The organism is Pseudoalteromonas sp. SCSIO 43210, assembly GCF_054133285.1.
In genome coordinates, this window is the sequence record NZ_CP087225.1 from 3,144,006 (window position 1) to 3,164,684 (window position 20,679).

16 protein-coding genes and 2 pseudogenes are annotated in these 20,679 nt (G+C 40.0%); 6 read left to right on the forward strand and 12 right to left on the reverse strand.

From position 1 onward, the window contains the following. Positions 1-9: 9 nt before the first annotated feature. Positions 10-1,035, reverse strand: a complete 1,026-nt coding sequence (locus LOS73_RS13495) for an energy transducer TonB (RefSeq protein WP_033029428.1) — start codon at positions 1,033-1,035, stop codon at positions 10-12. 180 nt (positions 1,036-1,215) lie between these two features. Continuing rightward, a complete protein-coding gene (locus LOS73_RS13500) occupies positions 1,216-3,123 on the reverse strand; it encodes a beta-ketoacyl synthase (RefSeq protein ID WP_033029430.1) in 1,908 nt (635 codons plus the stop codon). Between the two features lie 126 nt (positions 3,124-3,249). On the opposite strand from LOS73_RS13500, the gene LOS73_RS13505 reads away from it, so the two are divergent. Further along, entirely contained in the window at positions 3,250-4,260 is a 1,011-nt protein-coding gene (locus tag LOS73_RS13505; protein WP_033029431.1) for a GlxA family transcriptional regulator, read from the forward strand. Positions 4,261-4,293: 33 nt separating this feature from the next. On the opposite strand, the gene LOS73_RS13510 is transcribed toward LOS73_RS13505, so the two are convergent. The 3 genes from LOS73_RS13510 to LOS73_RS13520 are packed head-to-tail and all read right to left on the reverse strand — an operon-like array spanning position 4,294 to position 7,332. Next, a complete protein-coding gene (locus tag LOS73_RS13510; RefSeq protein ID WP_457933835.1) occupies positions 4,294-4,806 on the reverse strand; it encodes an MgtC/SapB family protein in 513 nt (170 codons plus the stop codon). 17 nt (positions 4,807-4,823) lie between these two features. Continuing rightward, positions 4,824-5,933: a peptidase C39 family protein gene (locus LOS73_RS13515; RefSeq protein WP_457933836.1), complete on the reverse strand. Its 1,110-nt coding sequence runs from the start codon at positions 5,931-5,933 to the stop codon at positions 4,824-4,826. A 4-nt stretch (positions 5,934-5,937) separates the two neighbouring features. Beyond that, positions 5,938-7,332, reverse strand: coding sequence for a RimK family protein (locus LOS73_RS13520; RefSeq protein ID WP_457933837.1), 1,395 nt, complete (start codon positions 7,330-7,332; stop codon positions 5,938-5,940). Between the two features lie 294 nt (positions 7,333-7,626). Here LOS73_RS13520 and LOS73_RS13525 point away from each other — a divergent pair, with 294 nt between their 5' ends. Next, positions 7,627-7,968 carry a zinc ribbon domain-containing protein YjdM gene (locus LOS73_RS13525; protein ID WP_457933838.1) on the forward strand — a complete coding sequence of 114 codons (342 nt, stop codon included), beginning with the start codon at positions 7,627-7,629 and terminating at the stop codon, positions 7,966-7,968. A gap of 148 nt (positions 7,969-8,116) precedes the next feature. On the opposite strand, the pseudogene LOS73_RS13530 reads toward LOS73_RS13525, so the two are convergent. From LOS73_RS13530 to LOS73_RS13560, 7 genes and pseudogenes are all read right to left on the reverse strand, one after another. Next, a pseudogene (locus LOS73_RS13530) lies at positions 8,117-8,619 on the reverse strand (REP-associated tyrosine transposase). A gap of 340 nt (positions 8,620-8,959) precedes the next feature. Next, on the reverse strand, positions 8,960-9,277 hold the full coding sequence (locus tag LOS73_RS13535; RefSeq protein WP_457933839.1) for a type II toxin-antitoxin system RelE/ParE family toxin: 318 nt from the start codon (positions 9,275-9,277) through the stop codon (positions 8,960-8,962). Further along, entirely contained in the window at positions 9,265-9,522 is a 258-nt protein-coding gene (locus tag LOS73_RS13540; protein ID WP_010555056.1) for a type II toxin-antitoxin system Phd/YefM family antitoxin, read from the reverse strand. Before LOS73_RS13540 ends, LOS73_RS13535 begins: the two co-directional genes overlap by 13 nt. Positions 9,523-9,845: 323 nt before the next feature. Beyond that, a complete protein-coding gene (locus tag LOS73_RS13545) occupies positions 9,846-10,322 on the reverse strand; it encodes a GreA/GreB family elongation factor (RefSeq protein WP_007582643.1) in 477 nt (158 codons plus the stop codon). Positions 10,323-10,507: 185 nt separating this feature from the next. Continuing rightward, positions 10,508-11,452, reverse strand: a complete 945-nt coding sequence (secF, locus tag LOS73_RS13550; protein ID WP_457933840.1) for a protein translocase subunit SecF — start codon at positions 11,450-11,452, stop codon at positions 10,508-10,510. Continuing rightward, complete coding sequence (gene secD / locus LOS73_RS13555) at positions 11,445-13,283, reverse strand: protein translocase subunit SecD (RefSeq protein WP_457933841.1); 1,839 nt, start codon at positions 13,281-13,283, stop codon at positions 11,445-11,447. Before secD ends, secF begins: the two co-directional genes overlap by 8 nt. A 108-nt stretch (positions 13,284-13,391) precedes the next feature. Then, complete coding sequence (locus LOS73_RS13560; RefSeq protein ID WP_033029452.1) at positions 13,392-13,853, reverse strand: hypothetical protein; 462 nt, start codon at positions 13,851-13,853, stop codon at positions 13,392-13,394. A 101-nt stretch (positions 13,854-13,954) separates the two neighbouring features. Between LOS73_RS13560 and LOS73_RS13565 the strand changes: the two genes are divergently transcribed. From LOS73_RS13565 to LOS73_RS13580, 4 genes and pseudogenes are all read left to right on the forward strand, one after another. After that, on the forward strand, positions 13,955-15,733 hold the full coding sequence (locus LOS73_RS13565; RefSeq protein ID WP_045984414.1) for an ABCB family ABC transporter ATP-binding protein/permease: 1,779 nt from the start codon (positions 13,955-13,957) through the stop codon (positions 15,731-15,733). Positions 15,734-15,973: 240 nt separating this feature from the next. Continuing rightward, positions 15,974-18,051, forward strand: a pseudogene (locus tag LOS73_RS13570) (M13-type metalloendopeptidase). Positions 18,052-18,585: 534 nt separating this feature from the next. After that, positions 18,586-19,299 carry a YebC/PmpR family DNA-binding transcriptional regulator gene (locus LOS73_RS13575; protein WP_008134050.1) on the forward strand — a complete coding sequence of 238 codons (714 nt, stop codon included), beginning with the start codon at positions 18,586-18,588 and terminating at the stop codon, positions 19,297-19,299. Positions 19,300-19,340: 41 nt separating this feature from the next. Continuing rightward, on the forward strand, positions 19,341-20,666 hold the full coding sequence (locus LOS73_RS13580) for a leucine-rich repeat-containing protein kinase family protein (protein WP_457933842.1): 1,326 nt from the start codon (positions 19,341-19,343) through the stop codon (positions 20,664-20,666). Positions 20,667-20,679 lie beyond the last annotated feature (13 nt).

Sequence of the window (20,679 nt, forward strand, 5' to 3'; positions counted from 1 at the left end):
ACGTAAAACTTATAAAAAGCTATCACCACTTTGCTTTAGCGTAACAGTTTGTGCTTGAGCGCTTTTAATTAATAACCCACAACGCACATCGTTTTGTGAAATTACAATTTTATCAATTGTGCTTGTATCGTAATTTACTACTTTGTTCTCGCAGCGTAACTGGACTTTAGTTAGCGGCATTTGCGCTTCAAGCGCTACTTCACTTTTTGACAATAAAGGTAATACCGCCTGCTTAGGCGATAGCTCTATTTGTTGTTTTATATCACCAGAACTTTTATAAATTTTATTAACTTGAGCTAATAACTGTTCCTTATTTTGCTGTGTAAAAGTGATGGATTCAATATTGCCTAACGCATCTATTGCGTCATAGGCACGTACATAATCTTGTTTTGATATAAACCATTGTAATGCATTTTTTATCACACGCTTTTGAATTTGATCTGGTAGGTTACCTCTAAATAAAAACGCTTCGTTGATGTGCTGATCAAAGCTCTTCCAATCTTGTACAAAATAACTGTGCTGGCTTTTAAGCCATGCAAGCAAAACAATCTCAACCGTATTTTTCGTATGTTCGTTTTCTAACTCATTAATACGGCTTTTAGATTCATCGTATTTCTTTTCATCGATTAATTTACTAGCTTGTTCATAATCATTAAAAAAGCCGCGAGACGCTTTATCATTTGAAAAACCAGCATGTAAATTTTGCGAACTTACAGTAATAGTTTTTGCTACAGGTATAGTCTCGCCATTTAATTTTGCACTTTTGTAGTTGAGCTTAGACACGTAGTCCATTACTTCTCTTTGATACTTTTTTTGACCAGCTGTAGCTACAATTTCGATATCGCTCACTTGGCCGTTTTCATCAACAAGATAACTACTTAAATTAATTCCTTCTAATCGAGACGCACGCGGTGAGGTATTAGTAAGTTGATCGTAATTTTTATTAATCACCTCTGCAGGGACAAAGTCGTCAGCAAACGCAGGGAGTTGAGTAAAAGCAGAAGTTAAAGAAAGCGCTAATATGAGTTTTTTCATCGATTTATCCATCCTAGATAGTGTTTATATAATAGAAACAAACGATCGACATAAAAGCAAGTGTAAATACAAAAATTAGTTCATTTAATGAGCTTCACTTAGACAAAACTTAATAGATAAATATATTTTGAGGTATTAAAAAAGGCGCTTAAAAAGCGCCTTGCTAACAAGTATGTGTGCTTAAAACATATCTTGATAGGAGTTTGTTGTGCTAAACGTAATTGCTTTTTCAAAGCCTGGTAACTGAATACTTTGCTCGTCTATTACAATGTCGTTGTCGTCAATAAGTCCGTCGCCAAAGCGATAAATAAGCTCGTACTGGCCTAAATCTGCTTGCGTTTGATACGTTTTCTGCGAAGCGCTAACCACACTATTTTTCTGTGTGTAACTAGTCATAACATCATCGCCATGGCGCTTAGCAAGCATCTGCATTGTTACTTTTTCAGAAAGTACAGTCGCTGTTGCATTGTTTCCGCCAAAGCCTTTTGAATTTATAAAAGCAATATCCATATCAGCGCACTCGTAATGGCTATTACGAATATCAAGATGGTCGCTATAAACATCATCAGCCACTTTATCAATTGTGGTAATACCCGGCATAATATTATGACTAAATATGCCTAACGCAATCGCTAACTGGTCACCACTTGCAGGTGCAATAGTATGGCCAACATACGCTTTTGGCGCTGTTACTTTCCAGTTATCAATAGCAAACGTTTGCGCTACTTTGTGATAAATCAAAGACTCTGTTACACGGTTTTGCGGTGTACTAGAACCATGGGCTAAAATAAAGCTACGTTCTTGCAGTGCTTCTTTACCTAATAAGCTGCTAGCAAGTGCGGCTGATTTTGCCATTGTAATATAGTTACCAGGTCCAGGTGATGTAATCGACTTTTTAACGCCATCTGCATTTACAAACACATCCGGTACGCTGCCCATAATATCAGCGCCCAACTCAAGGGCTAAAGCATCATCCATTAAAATAGCAACTTGCGCGCCTTCACCTAATGTAAAGCCACAGTTATCGCCAAATGGGCGGCTGCTATTACGGTAATCTGGTTCCTCATCATTTGATAAGTTATCTAAACGACGCAGCCCTTCAACATTAGCAAGTGCACTCATGTTACCAAAGCCTTCTACAACTTCTGGTGTAATAGCACACTCAACACTTGCGACAACCGCAACGCGTGTACGCCCTGCCTGTATGTCATTAACCGCTGCACGTAAATTATATAAAAACGTTGCACATGCGCCCGAGGTCGAAAACGTAGTCCCTACATTGCCCGTAACATAGGCATTAATAAAATCGGTAGACATTGTATTTAAGCCCAGTGCTAACTGCTTAGTGCTAACACGGTCGCCTTGTTGGCGCGCCTTTACTAAACCGCCTAGGCCTTTGTCGTCCATTTGGCCAATTACCGATGCTGAATAGGTACCAATTTTATCTGGCTCTACGCTATTCATAATATGCTGCCAATCAAGCCCAGTTGATTTAATCGCGTCAGTAGCTGCAAAAATAGTGGCTTGCAAACCACGAGGCTGATAGCGGCTGTTATACATAACTGATGGATCAAACCCAGTCGGAAATTGCCCAGCAGATTTAATTGGGTTATCGCGTGTTGAGTCGTGCTTTACGTCTAAGTCGGCTGCAATAGTTACTTTAACTTTTTTGCCTTCAAGCTCTTCAACTTGCCAGCTAGCTGGAACAGGTGCAGGTAAGTCGCGAGCACGCGTTTCAAACACAATTGCGTTATCGCTTGATGCGGTTAGTGTCATTTTTTGCTGCCACGGTGTGGCATCGGCATCGAAGTGTTCTTTTTCAATTTTACGAATAAGTGTACCAGCAATAATTTGCTCACCAAAGCGTGCTTCTATGTCGCTTTGCTCAACATTATAACCTTGTGTATCTTGTAATTGGCCGTTTACAACGCTTACTAGATTCATCAGTGTGGCGAGGCCTAAAAATGTTTCACTGCGATCTTGAGCATTTAAACTATCTAACACGATACGGCGATAACCTTGATGAAAAGAAGTACGGCCAGCGGCGTTAATGCCACCCATGCCTACTATAACGGGTAATGCTGTCATAATTTACCTTTTAGAAACGTGTTATAAGGAGAAGAAGCAGTTTAAATGGATTATGAACCACACATTGTGCTTTAATAGCCAAATATTCAGCACAAAAGGCCAAAAGATACTGGTCGGAGCATTTATATGACTGATAAACACACTAATCCACCACTAAACATTGCTATAGCGGTATATCCGCATTTGTTAGTGACTAGTTTAACGCTGCCTATAGAAATGCTAAGAGCCGGCGAGGCCTTTGCTAAAGGGCATCTTGATAAGCAAAGCTTTAGGCCACTTGCTATAAATTTAGTGGCTAAAAGTGCTGAATCTATACCCACCCGCGCAGGCCTAGCTGTAAATCCTGATTGCATAACAACTAACGCGCCCTACAGCGATTTAATTATAGTGCCGGGTATTTGGCGAAATCCGCGCCCTGTGGTACGTACAAATCAAGAGGTAGTTGATTGGCTAAGCGAGAGCTTTAGCGCAGGCAGCCATATAATTGGTGTAGGCACTGGCAACTGCTTACTAGCTGAGGCAGGCTTACTTGATGGCCACCCTGCTACCACCCATTGGCATTACGCCAAACAATTTAGCCATGACTACCCGCAGGTGCACCTAAAGCCCGACTTTTTTATAACCCAGTCAGAGCGCATGTATACCGTAGCAAGCCTTAATGCCCTTGCAGATGTGATCGTGCATATTATTAGCCAGTACTACACAAAAGCCGCCGCTCAACATGTAGAGCGAAACTTTTCGCACGAAATACGTAAACCCTATGAAGATCAACGCTACTTAGAAGGTGCAGTAGATCGCCACCCCGATGAGCTAATTGCGCAAATTCAGTTTTGGCTGAAAACCAATTTAGCCACCGAGTTAAACCTGCAAGAAGTCGCTGCCCAATTTAGCTTAAGCTATCGTACTTTTACCCGCCGTTTTAGAGCCGCTACTAACCAAAGCCCAATTGAGTATTGGCAACAACTACGTGTAGAAGGCGCAAAAGAGTTATTAGCATCATCAAATTTATCAATTCAAGAAGTGGCTTTAGAAGTTGGATATAATGACCAAGGGCATTTAACACGCGTGTTTAAAAAAGTATTAAGCCAAACACCCAGTGGCTACAGAAAAGTAGTTAGGAGAAAGTTGTTTGGCTAGTAACTATTTCAATAGCACTAAAAAACGCCACTTTTAGTGGCGTTCTGATTCGTTAAACTCTTTTCGGTAGTAACGCTTTTGATAGCTTTTTACTTTAGTATGGACGCCTTTACTTAAGCTTTTAAATTTAGCCTCAAGTACATCTACACCGTATAAAATACCGACCACCAGCACTGAAAGTTTAATAGCAGCAGCTAGATTGTCAGTGGCTATCATTACGCCAATTGAGGCAAGCACCCAAATGGTTGCAGCTGAGGTAACCCCTACTACGGCTCCGTCTTTTGCAAGCATAACGCCAGCGCCTAAAAAGCCAATGCCTGTAATTATTTGCCCCACTACACGAGAATGATCAATCACATCCCCTTGTAAGTTAAACGCGGTCGATAAAAACAAATACGTGCCCAGCGTTATTAAAGCTGAGGTACGAATACCCACAGGTTTACCGCGTAACTGGCGCTCTAACCCAATTATGGCACCGCAAAAAGCGGCGGTGCCAATGGCTGCCCACGAATAAGGGGCTACATCAATTAAATCTAAAAAAGTCACTCTTTACATTAAACCTATTAATCATTAGCAATGGCCACTGCGGTTCTTAGCCGTTGGCCACCAAATGCTGACATTTTACTAAAATCACTGCGCGCTATAGGTACGTACTGGCAATCTATTGCGAGTTGTTTGTCGCTTCCTGGCTCGCAAAATGGGTCGTGTACATACACGCAGTGCTCATCAAGATGGGTAACGCACACCCAATGCGGTGATTTTTTACCATCAAAACTGTATGTGCTAATTAGTAACAGCACGCTAAAACCTTGGCTTAACCACTGTTCAATATGCTCAAGCTCAACATCTTTATAGTTAAGCGGTATATTTGCCTGTGCAATACCATCAACAAATTGTTGGTGTACTGTTGAAAGCACCACTTTTTTGTTTTCGTTGCGTACGCCATCTAAAAACAAAGGCTCTGTGGTATTAACCATTACTTCGCTTTTAAAACCACGCTTATGAGCGGCAAGTGCCAAACCAAATGGATGGCAACCACCATGACCCGATGTCATAAAAATGGTGGTACCTTCACGCCAAAGTGCTAACTCATGTGATTGGCTAAGCTCAGTAGTTGGCTCAAGTGCGCCCATTGCCATTAATAGCGCAGCAGGTCCGCACGTAAACTCAGTTGTTTGCTGATACCACGGCGTTAAACGCGCCACTTTTAACTCACTTGTTTGTCGAATGTTTTTTTGCATTCGTAGTGCGTCACTGTGGTCGTCGTAATAATCGCTATATTGACCAAACACTCTGTAGCCTAAGCTTTTATAAAGCCCAATCGCACCTTCGTTATTTACAGCCACTTCTAAACGAAGGTAAATACGCCCACGCTCACACGTTTCTTTTTCAAGACTAGTAAGCAGTGCTTTTGCAATCCCCTTACCTTGCATTGTGGGTTTTACAGCAAGCGAATATAAACGAGCTAAACGCGTGCCTTTATGGCACCACACTAGCCCATAGCCGCATATTTGCTCGCCACTTTCTGCAACGAGTAAAATACCGTGCTTAGCACTTAGCCAGCGCTTTAAACTGCGCGGGCTCAATTTATCGTTATTAAAGCAGGCGTTTTCAACGTCAATCAGTGCATTTAAATCACTGCTAAGCGCCTTTCGAATAACAAGGTTGCTCATGTTATTACCCACGGCCTCGAGCTTCTAGGCGTTGTTTAAACTCATCCATAATGATCATGTATAGCTCGTCGCCTAAGTAGCCGTCTTCTACTTTGTGATCAATACTTGGGTTGTCGTTTACTTCAAGTACATATGCTTTGCCTTGATGCTCTTTAACATCTACGCCATATAAACCCCTACCCACTGTTTTACATGCTTTTAATGCTGCATCTAACACCGCTTTTGGTAACTCAAAGGTTGGCAGAGTTTCAAAGCCACCAGAGAAAAAACGTTTCGCGTCGTGGTTATAAATTTGCCAATGGTTACGCGCCATTAAATAGCGGCATGCATAAATTGCACGGCCATTTAACACACCCACTCGCCAATCGTATTCGGTATACATGTACTCTTGTGCAAGCACTAATGCGCTAAACTCAAACAGCTCTGTAAGCTTAGCGGCAAGCTCATCACGGTTTGAAACTTTAAACACACCTTTTGAGAACGACCCTTCAGGCATTTTTAAAACAAGCGGATACGTAAACGCTTCTTCTAATTGCTCAAGCGTTTCATTTGCTTGATCAGCCACTACAACCGTTTTTAAACTTGGCACTTTTTGATAATTAAATGCATCGTGTAAATACACTTTATTACAACAACGTAAAATAGACTCAGCATCGTCAATAACCACTAAACCCAGGCTTTGCGCTTTGCTCGCAAGGCGATACGTTGGATGGTCAATCGCTGTAGTTTGGCGAATAAATAACGCATCAAACTGGGCAATATTGTCAATTTCGTCAAAGCTTAATGCTTGTGCATAAATACCGTGTTTAGCCGCAGCTTTAATAAAGCGTGCGATGGCATCTTTATCACTCGGTGGTACTTTTTCGTTATGATCAACAAGTATTGCCATGTCCCATCTAAAACGACGTTGCACCGCACCAATTCGCCACTGCGTTTTAGTAAAGTTATCTAGCTTGGCTACAAATTCGCTGTACTGTTGCTCGTTTAAAGACGACATCGAGCCTTGTTGCAATAATCCTTGTTCATCAACAAATAAAATAGGCGTTGGGTATTGTTTAAATACCGACTTTGCTGCTTTTGATTGTAAATCGTTTTGGGCATTACCAAAGTAAAGTGTGCCATCTATTTGGCCCACATTTAACATAGGAGCTTGGCCACTACGAAGTGCATTAATGGTTTTTACACTGGGTAAAACTTGGTGCTTGCGCGCCTCTGCAAGTAATGAACAATAGTAACCTTTGCTCAAGTATTGGCTTGAGTCGCACAGATTAATAATGCGTGTTTTTGGCTCATTTTGTTTTGGGTAATCACGTAAGTAGGTATTAAACGTAATTACATTTTCGAACGATTGAGCAAGCGTTTGCTCGTTGTTATCAACCACAATTAAGGTTTTAAACACGACTTTTCCTAGTTAAGTCAAAATATAAAAAGCATGCTTAGTAAAATACTAAGCATTATAAATAGAAACACCCATCGTACTAAGTGGGCATTGCGCGAATCACTTAATATGATGGGTGCTTAAACAGGTACCTACTGTACGAGTTAGCGCTTAAATTGCTTAAGCGACATGTGCTTTATATGCCCTTTTTTTAAAACGCACAAACGAGATATTTTTAGCGTGAAGATGAAAAATATTGATTAACTAATAACGCAGATTAAAATACGCAAAACAACACCTTATAAGAGTTTAAAAATGTCGCTGCCTGATTGCCCACAGTGCCAATCTGAATATGTTTATGAAGACCAACAACTGCTTATTTGCCCCGAGTGCGCCCATGAGTGGAACCCAAATACTACACACGATGAGGACGCAATTTTAGTTAAAGATGCCAACGGCGCATTACTTAATGATGGCGATAAAGTGACAGTAGCCAAAGATTTAAAAATTAAAGGCAGCTCGCAAGTAATTAAAATTGGCACCAAAGCGGTAGTTAGAAGAGTACTTGAAAAAAAAGATCACGAACTTGCTTGTAAAGTAGAAGGCATTGGCGAAATGATGGTAACAGCGAAGTTTGTGAAAAAAGCTAATTCGTAGGTCGGATAAATGGCGAAGCCATGCCATCCGACGCTTAATAAAGGCCAAAGTTATTTCATTCAACAACAAACTTTTGTACAAAGCTAAAGTGTATTATGTTGCTATGGCTTTGTCGGATGGCGCTTCGCTTATCCGACCTACAAATAATTTATATCTTTTCGCCACACCAGTTATTCGTATAAATCCCTTGCTTTACGGCTCTGTGAAAACTTGAATAAGGCCAATCAACTATTCGACTAACTAGACCATGCTTTAACGGATTAAAATGAACATAGTTAACATGGTGCCAATAATCATTATCATCCCTAATGGTATGTTCCCAAAAACGGCGTTGCCAAATTCCTCGCTCATTTTTACGTTTTCTTGTTTGAGTTAAAAACTCTGTTTTTGGGAGTGATTTTGAAAATCGCTTTTTAATTTCTCGCCAGCGCCCAGAATAATCCGTATCGTTGTCTGGCAAGGTTAAAACCGCATGAAGGTGATCGGGTAGCACAACCCATGCATCTATATAAAATGGCCTTGGGATTTAACAACGCGGATAGACTCTCTTAATAAATCAATATGCTCAACTAACAACGATTTATTACGGTCGAGCAAATTAACAGTAAAAAAATATGACCCTCCTTTTACATAATTCCGACGATATTGCATTGTATGTCCACTATATTATTTAATATGTATTAGATAAATAAAGCGTAAATTTAGGATATATACAACATTGACGTAGGTCGGATAAATGGCGAAGCCATGCCATCCGACAATTAATTTATGAATAAAGATAGGTATTTATTGTGTTGGTAATTTGGATGGGTGTCATCCTAACTTGTTAAACACTTAAGGAACGTGTGTAGCAATTTTTTTAATAAACAAACCATAATTTAGTTCTTATATTGGTTAAGTTGGAATTTTGATAGATGTTTGGATGGCTTTTTAATAATTGCTTTTTATAATAATTAGTATGGGGGTCATACTAATTTCACTCAGGGATTACCTACTTGTTAGCTGTATATTGCGTTAGCAACAAAAATTTTCGTAAGTCTCGCTCTTGTCTCATTACATGCAAAATATATACTTTATCGTTATCTTTTTTGTAAAATATACGACAAGGATTCACGACCAGTTCAAGATAATTTAGGTTAGCTAACTCAATTGGTTTTTTACCTGATTCAGGAAAGAGTTCGAGACGTTCAACTTTTGCAAATATTTTGGAAACCAATTTTTTCGCTGACTGCACATTGCTTAATGCGATATATTCAGCAATATCGTTAAGATCATTCAAAGCTGGATTAGTCCAAATTATTTCAGCCATTTATTCATTTTATCTTTAGCTTCAACATTCGACATGGTTTCACCACGACTTATTGCCTGCTCTCCTTTTGCAAGAGACTCAAGAATTTGCATACGCTTTTGCATAAATTCATAATCATCAACATCTACTAAGTATGCAGATGGTTGTCCATGTTCAGTTATCAACACAGGTTCTTTAGAGGAATGAAGTTCAGATAATATCTTCGTTGCTTGACGCTTCAATGTTGTTACTAGTTCTACTCTCATAATAATCCCCAAACAAATGTATCACTATAGTAGCACCGAGTAGCCAACTTGGGAAATACAACTAACGAGGCTGTAAAACCACTAAAATCAATTAAAAAGGGAGCGCCTAACGTCAACCCTGCTCATTTTTAAACTATTAGGTACTTCTCATTATATGCCTTTGTAGAAATTGAAATACACACCACGTTACGCTATAAAAGCATTGCTGTACGTTGGATAAATGGTGAAGCCATGCCATCCGACAATTAATTTATAAATATAAATAAGCGTTTATTTCGTTAGTATAGCTCTGCCAGCAAACACTTCTCTTAAAAACCAAAGCTTTATAAGATCTCTACCACCACATATTCGTGGGCTTTACCTGCAATTGTTAACGTAATTTCATCATCAATCTGTTTATTTAGTAACTGCTTACCCATTGGTGCGCCGGGTGTTACAACAGCAATTGCGTGCTGTTTAACGTTTACTGTTAAACCACCAGCTGCAGGGCCTAAATAAAACCATTTTTGGGCTGCGTTATCATCTTCTAAACATACCAGCGAACCGATAGCTATTTTGTCGGTAGGCTTTTCGTTAAAGGCAGGCTCAAACAATTCTATGCTTTTATAGCAATCGTTTACGCGCTGGGCTTGGCCTTGTGCTAAATAAGCGGCTTCAAGCCCTAGGGTATCGTATTTGTTTTCGGCTATGTTTTCTTCATGTGTGGCGGTGTCGTGCGCGGTTTTTGCCGCTACTTTTGCTGTTGTAAGCTGCGCTTCTAGCGCAAAACGAAGGTGTTCGATAACGTGGGTTTTATTCATGGGGATTAATACAATACTGGCAGTAAAAATAAGGCAGTTAGTTTAACATTTTTGCTAGGCTTAAAACCATTGTTTTAAACCCCGCAAGTTTGGTGGGAGTACTAGCGGGGTTTAAATAAGCATTAAACAAGCAAAGAGCCGTTGATTGGTTGGTGCAGCTCTTTGCTTGTGTTTTATTAAAAACCTTATGGCATATCTAATAATGTTTGCGTGTGGGCATCTACTTTAACTTCGTAGTTTTTAGCGCTTAAGCCCAATAGTTCCGGCAAGGTTGCCGCTATACAAATAGACGAGAACGTACCCACTACAATGCCGGTAAATAATGCTATAGCAAAGCCTTGCAGTGGTGCACCTGCAAGTAACCAAACGCTCGCAACCGTTGCAAGTGTGGTACCCGACGTTATTAAGGTGCGCGTTAGTGTGCTTTTAATCGCATTATTAATAATAGTCGCTGGGCTAAGTATATTGTTTGATTGAACACGTAAAAGCTCACGCACTCTATCCCCTACTATTATTGAGTCGTTAAGTGAGTAGCCAATAATAGCCAGTAAACTTGCCAGTACGGTTAGGTTAAATTCAATTTGTAATAGTGAAAACAACCCAAGTACGAGTATTAAATCGTGCATTAGCGCAACCACAGAGCCTACCGCTAAGCGCCATTCAAAACGCACTGCAAGGTAAATCATTACCGCAATCATTGCAGCAAACATGGCTAAACAGCCTTGATCAAATAACTCATCGCCCACTTGTGAGCCAATATAAGCTGACGATAAAACCTGTGCGTTTATATCATCGTTTTGTGTAACAGCGCTTTGCCAATCAAGGCTATTAGCTGTTGTTGATGTAGTTGATGCACTTGGCGCTTCTCTTAATTGAAAATGACTATTACCTTGCGCGGTTAGCTCAAACTCACCGTTGTGATTTTTAGCAATAAACGATTGAAGCTCTTTTAGTTCAACACTTTGGCTGGTTGTAAACTCAGTTAAATAACCGCCGGTAAAATCTAGGCCAAAATTTAGACCTTTTTGCGTAAGCGTAAATACGGATAGCAGCACTAATATGGCGCTTAAAAGCATGCCTATAAAACGTAAACGTGTACCCTTTTCACCTTTCAAAAAATAATTAAGCATGTGCTTTTACTCCTGCTTTTTTACCCATTTTTAAATACAACGTTTGACTTAATATTTTTGATACGTACACACCTGTAAATACAGACGTTAAAAGCCCCAGTGCTAATGTAATGGCAAAACCTTTAACGGGCCCATAGCCTATGCCGTATAAAATAAGTGCGGTGATCATGGTGGTTATATTGGCATCAAATATTGTATTTGCGGCTTGTTTATACCCCTCTTGAATAGCTTGATATGGTGCACGGCCTTGGCGGCGTTCTTCTTTAATGCGTTCAAATATTATTACGTTAGTGTCTACCGCCATACCTATGGTTAGCACCAAACCTGCAATACCCGGAAGCGTTAACACAACCCCTGGTAATAATGACATTAAGCCCACAAGGGACGTTAAATTTAATATAAGTGCTACGTTTGCAATAAGGCCTAAACGGCGGTACCAAAGCGCCATAAATGCAAGGGTAATACCCATACCTAACATAAGCGCGGCTAAGCCATTACTAATATTTTCGCTGCCGAGGCTTGGCCCTATTGTTTGTTCGTGCACAATTGTAACGGGCGCTGTAAGCGAGCCTGCACGTAATAACAATGCCAGATCGGCTGCCGCTTGTTGGCTTTTCATATTGGTAATACTAAAACGCGAACTTAAATGCTGAGCAATATTGGCAACGTTAATAACTTCGCTTTTTTTAACTACTTCACCTTTAGCATTTTGAGAGTACTCAGAGTAAACCGTCGCCATTGGCTTACCAATATTGGCTTTTGAAAACGCCGACATTGCATCACCACCTTGGCCGTCTAGGCTTAGTTGCACAAGTGGTTTACCCCAATCGTCGCGGCCTATGTTTGCATTATTAATATGGTCCCCTGTAAAAATTGGCACAGGATCGAGCTTTATCGTTCCGCCCGATTGCATATTAAATGTTTGCCCGCCAATTTTTTTTAATTGATAAAAACCAAGCGATGCGGTTGCACCAATAATGCGCTTAGCTTCGGTTGGATCTTGCACACCCGGTAGCTCTATACGAATGCGGTGCTTACCTTGTTGCTGTGTTACCGCTTCGGTAATGCCTAACTCTTCAATACGTGAACGAAGGGTTGTAAGTGTTTGCCCCATTACTTCTTTATCAAAGCTGCTGCGGCCTTGCTCTGAATAACTAAATTTGGCAGTTTTAACGCTGCCGTTATTGCTTGTTACAACGGCTAAATTAGCAAATCGGCTTTGTAGCTCTTCAATAACAGGGGTTAACTTGTCGGTTGCATTAGGCAATGCGTTTATTTCAAACCCGTGCTGAGTTTGCTGCGCTTTTACGCCATGTGCTTTTTGCTTAATAATAATTGATTTAGCTTGTTGATACGCACTGACTAATTGCTCATCAACGGCTTTATCTAAATCTACGTCTAGTACAAATAGCACACCGCCATTTAAATCAAGGCCCAGCTTTATTGGTGATAAACCAAAATCTTGTAACCATGTTGGGCTGGTTGCATGCTCAACAATTTTAACTTGCGTGTTTGGATATTGCGCTTTTATAGCCGCTTGCGCCTGAGCGCTTTTAGTTGGCTCGTTTAAAAGTATATTAATAGTGGATTGCTTATCTAAACCCTGCTCAACCTCTAGCCCTTGTTTATTTAAAAAAGTAACTAGCGTTTTAGTGCTCGGTAAAGATTGCGTTTCGCTGTGCGGCGTACTACTTACGTGCAACCACGATTTATTTGGGTATAAATTTGGTAATGCGCTGATAGCTAATAAAACCAATACAATTAGCATGGCTATATAGCTTAATTTGAACTTAGCCGTAGACGGCTTTTTATCTTTTTTAAAACTTAACATGTTGAATCCTTATTGCCAGCAAAGCTAGCAACGTACTTTTTAAAAGCACAATTAATCTGCAGGCTAAAACTTTAAAAGTTAAAACCTAATAAAATTAAATAAGGAAAATTAAGCGTGGTAGGTAGTTACAGCTTTGTAGAGTAAATTAACGTCTTTCCAGCCACTCAAACGCGACTTTTTACTATTAGTTACAAGCGTATACCAAGGCTGTATAGGATTAATCGCTCTTGGTCGTAAGAATATATGCCTAACAAGATTTTGAGCAAAAAATTCAAAAACCACATCGTATTCTGGCTCACTTTGAACAGTGTGCAAAAACAATGATGAATTATTGGCTGTTAACCTTGGTTGGTGCGCGTCAAAATCGGTTTGATGCGTTTTTTTATGCTGCGAAGTATCTACAGACTTACTAATAGGCTGTATTTTAGTTAAATCGGCAATATCAGTAAGCGAAACCTGCGTACTAACAGTAATATTTAAATTTTGTGAGGCGCCCATAGCATTGCTCTGCACACTAAAAAGTGCAGCAAGTAGCAAAAAGGCAGTTAAAAACACTCTAAATTTAAACATTCACGTTTTAAAACTAAAATAAGGGATGCGTAGTATATAAGGGCAAGCATTTAAAATACAATGCTTATTAATTAAGTATTTAGTTTTAACAGAGATCACTAATGCGCCCCAGACAAAGCACAGAAAAACGCCCCGATGCCATGAATTTACGCCAAAGTGTAAAAACACTGTGGCCCTACCTTACAAAATTTAAAGGCCGTGTTTTTATTGCACTTATGGCGCTTATAGGCGCAAAAGGTGCCACTTTGTTGATGCCGTGGGCGCTTAAAGAAATTATAGACTCGGTAGATAAGTCAATTAACCCACTGTTAGTTATCCCCGCTTTATTGTTATTGATGTACGGTGCACTGCGTTTTGCCAGCGTATTTTTAGGCGAAATAAGAGATGCTGTATTTTCTCGCGTTACCGAGCACGCCATGCGTGATATTGGTTTAAAGGTATTTAAGCATTTGCACTCACTTGAGCTGGCTTTTCATTTAGATAGGCAAACCGGAGGCATTAGCCGCGATATAGAACGCGGTACTAGCGGGTTAAGTTTTTTAATGCGTTTTTTAATGTTTAACATTGTGCCTACTTTATTTGAAATACTGACCGTTGCGATTATTTTTGGCACGTTGTTTTCTGTTTGGTTTGCGCTTATTACATTATTGGCAGTCGCTATTTATATTACCTTTACTGTGGTGGTTACTCAGTGGCGAAACCGCTTTATTCGTGAAGCAAACGCTGCCGACAACCAAAGTAATACCCGCGCTATAGACAGCCTACTTAACTATGAAACTGTAAAATATTTTAATAATGAACAGTTTGAAGCTAAAACGTACGACACCTTTTTAGCAAACTGGGAAAAAGCCCGTTTAAAAAATAGAATGTCGTTGCTCGCCCTCAACTCAGGCCAAGCACTTATTATTGCCTGTGCTATTACCGCGTTAATGTGGTTGGGCTCAACCGAAGTAGTTGCAGGAACTCTCTCTATTGGTGAACTTGTGATGATTAACGCGTATATGATTCAGCTATTTTTACCGCTTAACTTTTTAGGTTTTGTGTACCGCGAAATAAGACGCGCGCTAACCGACCTTGAAAACATGCTTGGATTATTAAATAAAAAGCCACAAATAACCGATGCACTTAATGCTAAAGAGCTCAATATTAGCCAAGGTGAAATAACATTTAATAATGTAAGTTTTAGTTACGATGCGCATCGCCCTATTCTTAATAATCTTAGCTTTAATGTTAAAGCAGGCAGCAAAGTAGCCATTGTTGGTGCCAGTGGTGCTGGTAAAAGCTCATTAGCCCGACTGCTTTATCGTTTTTATGATGTAACCGCTGGTGAAATTAGTATTGATAATCAAGCTATAAACTCAGTAACACTAAATAGTTTACGAAAAGCCATTGCAATAGTGCCGCAAGATACTGTGCTGTTTAACACCACGATTCGTGAAAATATCGCTTACGGTAGACCAACAGCAAGCGATGCTGAAATTGACGACGCCATTGCAATGGCGCATTTAAAAGACTTTATAGGCACACTTGATAAAGGCGATAAAACACTGGTTGGCGAGCGCGGTTTAAAAGTATCCGGCGGCGAAAAACAGCGTATTGCTATTGCGCGCGCCATTTTGAAAAAGTCCCCTATGTTAATTTTTGATGAAGCAACATCTGCACTCGACTCTCATTCTGAGCAAGCAATACTTGCTGCAATGCGCGAAGTTGCCAGTAATCATACGAGTATTGTTATTGCTCATCGGTTATCTACTATTACCGATGCAGACACCATTATTGTGCTCAAAGCCGGGCAAATTATTGAGCAAGGTAAGCACGATGAGTTACTTACTCTCGACGGAGAATATGCGCGTATGTGGGAGCTCCAGCATAAAAAATAAATAGTGTGTAACCCCTCTTAGCTCGGATACTTTTAAGTATTCGAGTTAAATAAAGCGTTTATAGCACCTATTAGCCTTTCTCTTTTCCTCTATCTTAGTTTTATCGAGCACTGTGGTAATTCACCTCAAAAGGTTTGTTTGTCTGATTAATATCAATAACAATCGATAAGTTAAATATTCGTAACAATAAAAATGATTCACTGCTGCTTTAATTCAATCAGTGATACTCAGGAGTAAGTAATGAAAAAGAGTTTAATTGCCGCAGCATTAGCTGCCACATTTATTACCGGTTGTTCAGAGCCGCAAACAACAAAAACAGAAGAGCAACAACTTAAAGTAGCCACTGCAGCAGTGACACAAAAAGCAGAGTTAGGTAATTTTGGTGTTGACCTAACAGCGCGTAACGAAGCTGTTAAACCAGGCGATGACTTTTTTATGTATGCCAGCGGCACATGGTATGACAACTACGTAATGCCTGCAGATAAAACCCGCTATGGTGCATTTTCAGGATTAGCTGAGCGAAGCGAAGGCGATGTTAAAGCTATTATTGAAGAAATAGCCGCACGTAAAGATTTAAACGCAGAAGAAAAACTAGTCGCTGATTTTTACAACGCCTACATGGATACCGAAACACTTAATAAACTAGGTATAGCGCCTATCAAGCCATTATTAAGTGAAATTAATGATATATCGTCGACTGATGATTTAGCTAAGATGTTTGGAAAGTCTTGGTTAACCGGTAATAAAGCCCCTTTGGGTGGCGGCATGTGGTTTAACCGCTTAGACCCTAATAAATATGAAATGTCACTAGGTGCTGGTGGATTAGGCTTACCAGATCGCTCTTACTACCTTGAAGACGCTGAGCGCTTTGTTAAAACCCGCACAGCTTATATTGCTCACATTGCTGACATGCTTGAGTTTGCAGGAGTAGAAAATACCGCTGAGCGCGCTCAAGCAATTGTTGATCTTGAAACCAAAATTGCACAAAGTCATTGGCCTCGTGAAAAGCGCCGTAATCGCGATTTAACGCTAAACCAAATTGAACGCGCTGATTTAAGCACTGCTTATCCTGATTTTAACTGGGATTTATATTTTGCGCAAACAGGTTATAAAGTACCTCAGTTAAATGTCTCTCAACCTGAACCTATAAAAGCGATGATTGAGCTAATCAATCAAGAAGATATTGCAGTATGGAAAGACTACCTAACGTATCACGCTATTAGCGGTAACGCAGGTTTACTATCAGAGGACGTATTTAATACTAACTTTGCTTTTTTTGGTAAAGAACTAAACGGACAGCAAGAGCCTCGCCTCGTTGGAAACGTGCAATAAGTGAAATGTCAGGCACAAGTTCGCTTGGTTTTGCTATTGGTAAAATATACGCAGCGCGTTACTTCCCTGAATCATCTAAACAACAAATGTCAGAGCTGGTTGAAAACCTACGTACAGCCCTTGGTGAACGTATTGATAATCTAGAGTGTATGGGCGATGCAACTAAAGTAAATGCGCGCGCTAAACTGGCTGCCTTTGTACCAAAAATTGGTTACCCCGATGTTTGGCAGTCTTATGATGGTTTAAGCATTACTAAAAACGATTTAATCGGTAATGTGAAAAACATGCGTGAGTTTTTCCACGCTGAAAGTGTTGAAAAAGAGCTACAAAAAACAGATCGTAACCGCTGGGGCATGACGCCACAACGCGTAAACGCTTACTATAATAGCTCGTTTAATGAAATTGTATTTCCAGCTGCGATATTACAACCGCCGTTTTTCGATCCAAATGCCGATCCGGCTGTCAACTATGGCGGTATTGGCGCTGTAATTGGTCACGAAATGGGTCATGGGTTTGACGACCAAGGTTCAAAATCAGACGAAAACGGTGTGCAACGTAACTGGTAGACTGATGCTGACCGCGCTGCATTTGACAAAAAAGCCGAACAACTGGCTGCGCAGTACAGTAAGTACGAGCCAATTGAAGGTAATTTTGTTAATGGTCGAAATAGCCTTGGCGAAAACATTGGTGATGTAGGAGGATTATCAATGGCCTATCACGCGTACAAGCTAAGTTTAAATGGTAAAGAAGCGCCTGTTATTGACGGTGTTACTGGCGATCAACGTTTCTTCCTAGCGTGGGCACAAGTATGGAAAGAAAAACGTACTGTGCAAAGTATGCTTAACCAACTTCGTGGTGGCACACATGCTCCAGGTCGCTTTAGAGCACAGGCGCCACGTAACCACGATGCATTGTACAAAGCGTTTGATGTAAAACCAGGCGATGCGTTATACCTTCCTGAAGATGAACGTGTGCGTATTTGGTAACTAGGGCCTGTTTATCTTTCGAGGTTAAATTTGCAGCAGTATGTTTGGTATTTAGGCAAGGCAGAGCCTATGCTGTGTGGTTACTCCCCATAAATAGGCGATAACGCAGCATTAATGCCAAACAGGCGCTGCCCAAAGAGTTCTTCCTAGGGGCTATTTACTCTTTGTTGCTCGGTTTTTACTTAGCCCACTAGGTTACAAACCTCGCGCCGCGATTAAATAGCCCCTAGTTTGAACAAATTTTAATCCGCAAAGATCAACAGACCCTAGTATATGAGGCTATTAATTTGCCTCGTTTAATTTTATTACTCTTTAGGCAACTCATTAAATGAGTTGCCTTTTTATTGGATTAAATTTGCTCTTAAACCTTCTTTAAGTCAGTACCAAAACACTTCACTAGAATACATTTTAGATAGTTTTTAAACGCAGCTGTTCTAATCTGTTTTAATACTTACTAGCCCTTGAATGCATTTACCTTTAGAATACGCATTATAATTTTATTCTATTATTTACATATATTAAGGCGAAACGCAGATGGGAAGAGCTTACCAAAACAAAAAAGATTCAATGGCTAAGACTGCGGGTGCTAAAACTAAAGTTTATTCTAAGTACGGCAAAGAAATTTATATTTGTGCTAAAAACGGCGGTGTAGATCCAGATGGTAACTTATCATTACGTCGTTTAATTGAACGCGCTAAAAAAGACCAAGTACCAGCACACGTTATTGACCGCGCAATCGACAAAGCAAAAGGCGGCGGCGGTGAAGACTACGCAGCAACACGTTACGAAGGTTACGGCCCTGGTAACAGTATGATTATTGTTGACTGTTTAACAGACAACAACAAGCGTACCTTTGCTGATGTACGTGTTTGTTTTACCAAAGCAAATGCTAAAATTGGCGCTCAAAACTCTGTTTCACATTTATTTGATCACCTTGCTATTTTTGTATTTGACGGTGATGACGACGAAGCAGTACTTGAAGCTCTTATGATGGCTGATGTTGATGTAACTGACGTAGAAGTAGATGACGGTAAAGTTACTGTTTTTGCTCCTCATACAGAGTACAACAATACACGTACAGCGCTTGAAGAAATGGGCGTGACTGAATTTGACGAAGACCTAATTAGCTTTGTGCCACAAATTGAAACGCCGATTGAAGGCGAAGACGTTGAAGTTATGGAACGCTTTTTAGCCATGTTAGAAGATTGCGACGACGTACAAAACGTTTACCATAACGCGCAATTCTAAAGAGCAATTTAGTAAGTTAGAACGACTTTAAGCCAACAGCTATGTTGGCTTTTTCATTTTTAGAACATGGTATTAATATGAACTCCCTTAAAGAGCTTAAAAGTGGCAAACTTGTTGGTGCTACTCGCCTGCAATTAGTAGAAGAGCTAACGACATTTCCTGAAGAAATTTTTAGCTTAGCTGACACGCTTGAAGTTCTCGATTTATCAAATAATAACTTATCAACACTACCTGATGAATTTGCCTGTTTAACACACCTGAAGCGTGTGTTTTTATCGTTTAATCAGTTTAAGCATATTCCTGCTGTGCTGGCTAAATGCCCTGCTTTGATTATGGTCGCGTTTAAAGGTAACCAAATTTCTGAATTTGCTTTAAACAGCCTGCCAAAAAATATTGAGTGGCTAATACTCACCGATAATACGTTAAACGAATTGCCTGAAGATTTTGGTAATTATACCCAGCTTAAAAAGCTTGCGCTTGCAGGCAATCAACTTAAGCAACTGCCAAGTAGCATGGCGCAGTGTAAAAGCCTTGAGCTTGTTAGGCTCTCTGCTAATAACTTAACACACGTAGACGACTGGCTGTTTCAACTGCCTAAACTTGCTTGGCTTGCGTTTGCAGGTAACGATTTTAATAAAGCCCAGTGCCTTACAAAATGCAGCTTAGAAAATAAACTTCTTAACGATTACACGCTTAGTCATGTTATTGGCCAAGGTGCATCAGGCGTTATTCACTTAGCAAAATCGGCTGATAACGCTATAGCGATTAAATTATTTAAAGGTGCAATTACCAGCGACGGCTACCCGCTTGATGAAGTAAATTGCTGCTTACAAGCAGGCGAACATACTAATTTAATTAAAGTCCTTGCCTACATTGAACAAAGTGATCAGCTAGGTTTAGTGATGGAGCTAATAGATAAAAGCTTTTCTAATTTAGGCCGGCCTCCAAGCCTTGAAACCTGTACGCGTGATACCTTTAATGATGATTGCCATTACTCAACTCAAGCTATTTTAAAAATTGTACAGCAAATGGTAAGTACGCTGCATCACTTGCATGTTCGTAAAGTAAGTCATGGCGATGTGTATGCACATAACACCATGATAAACAAAGATGCTGATGTTTTATTTGGTGATTTTGGTGCAGCCACAAACTTAGCCATGTTAAGTAATTATCAACAAAAGCAAATCGAGTTAATTGAAGTACGTGCATTAGGGTGTTTAATTGAAGACTTATTAGGCACGGTAACCGGCGATGATAGGCAAAGTGAGCTATTTGGTGAAATGTCCGATATGGCAAAGTGTGCTATGCAACCTTCATTAAATCAAAGACCTACATTTACTGAGTTATTAGAAGAGCTGAACATATAATTGAGTAGAGTCA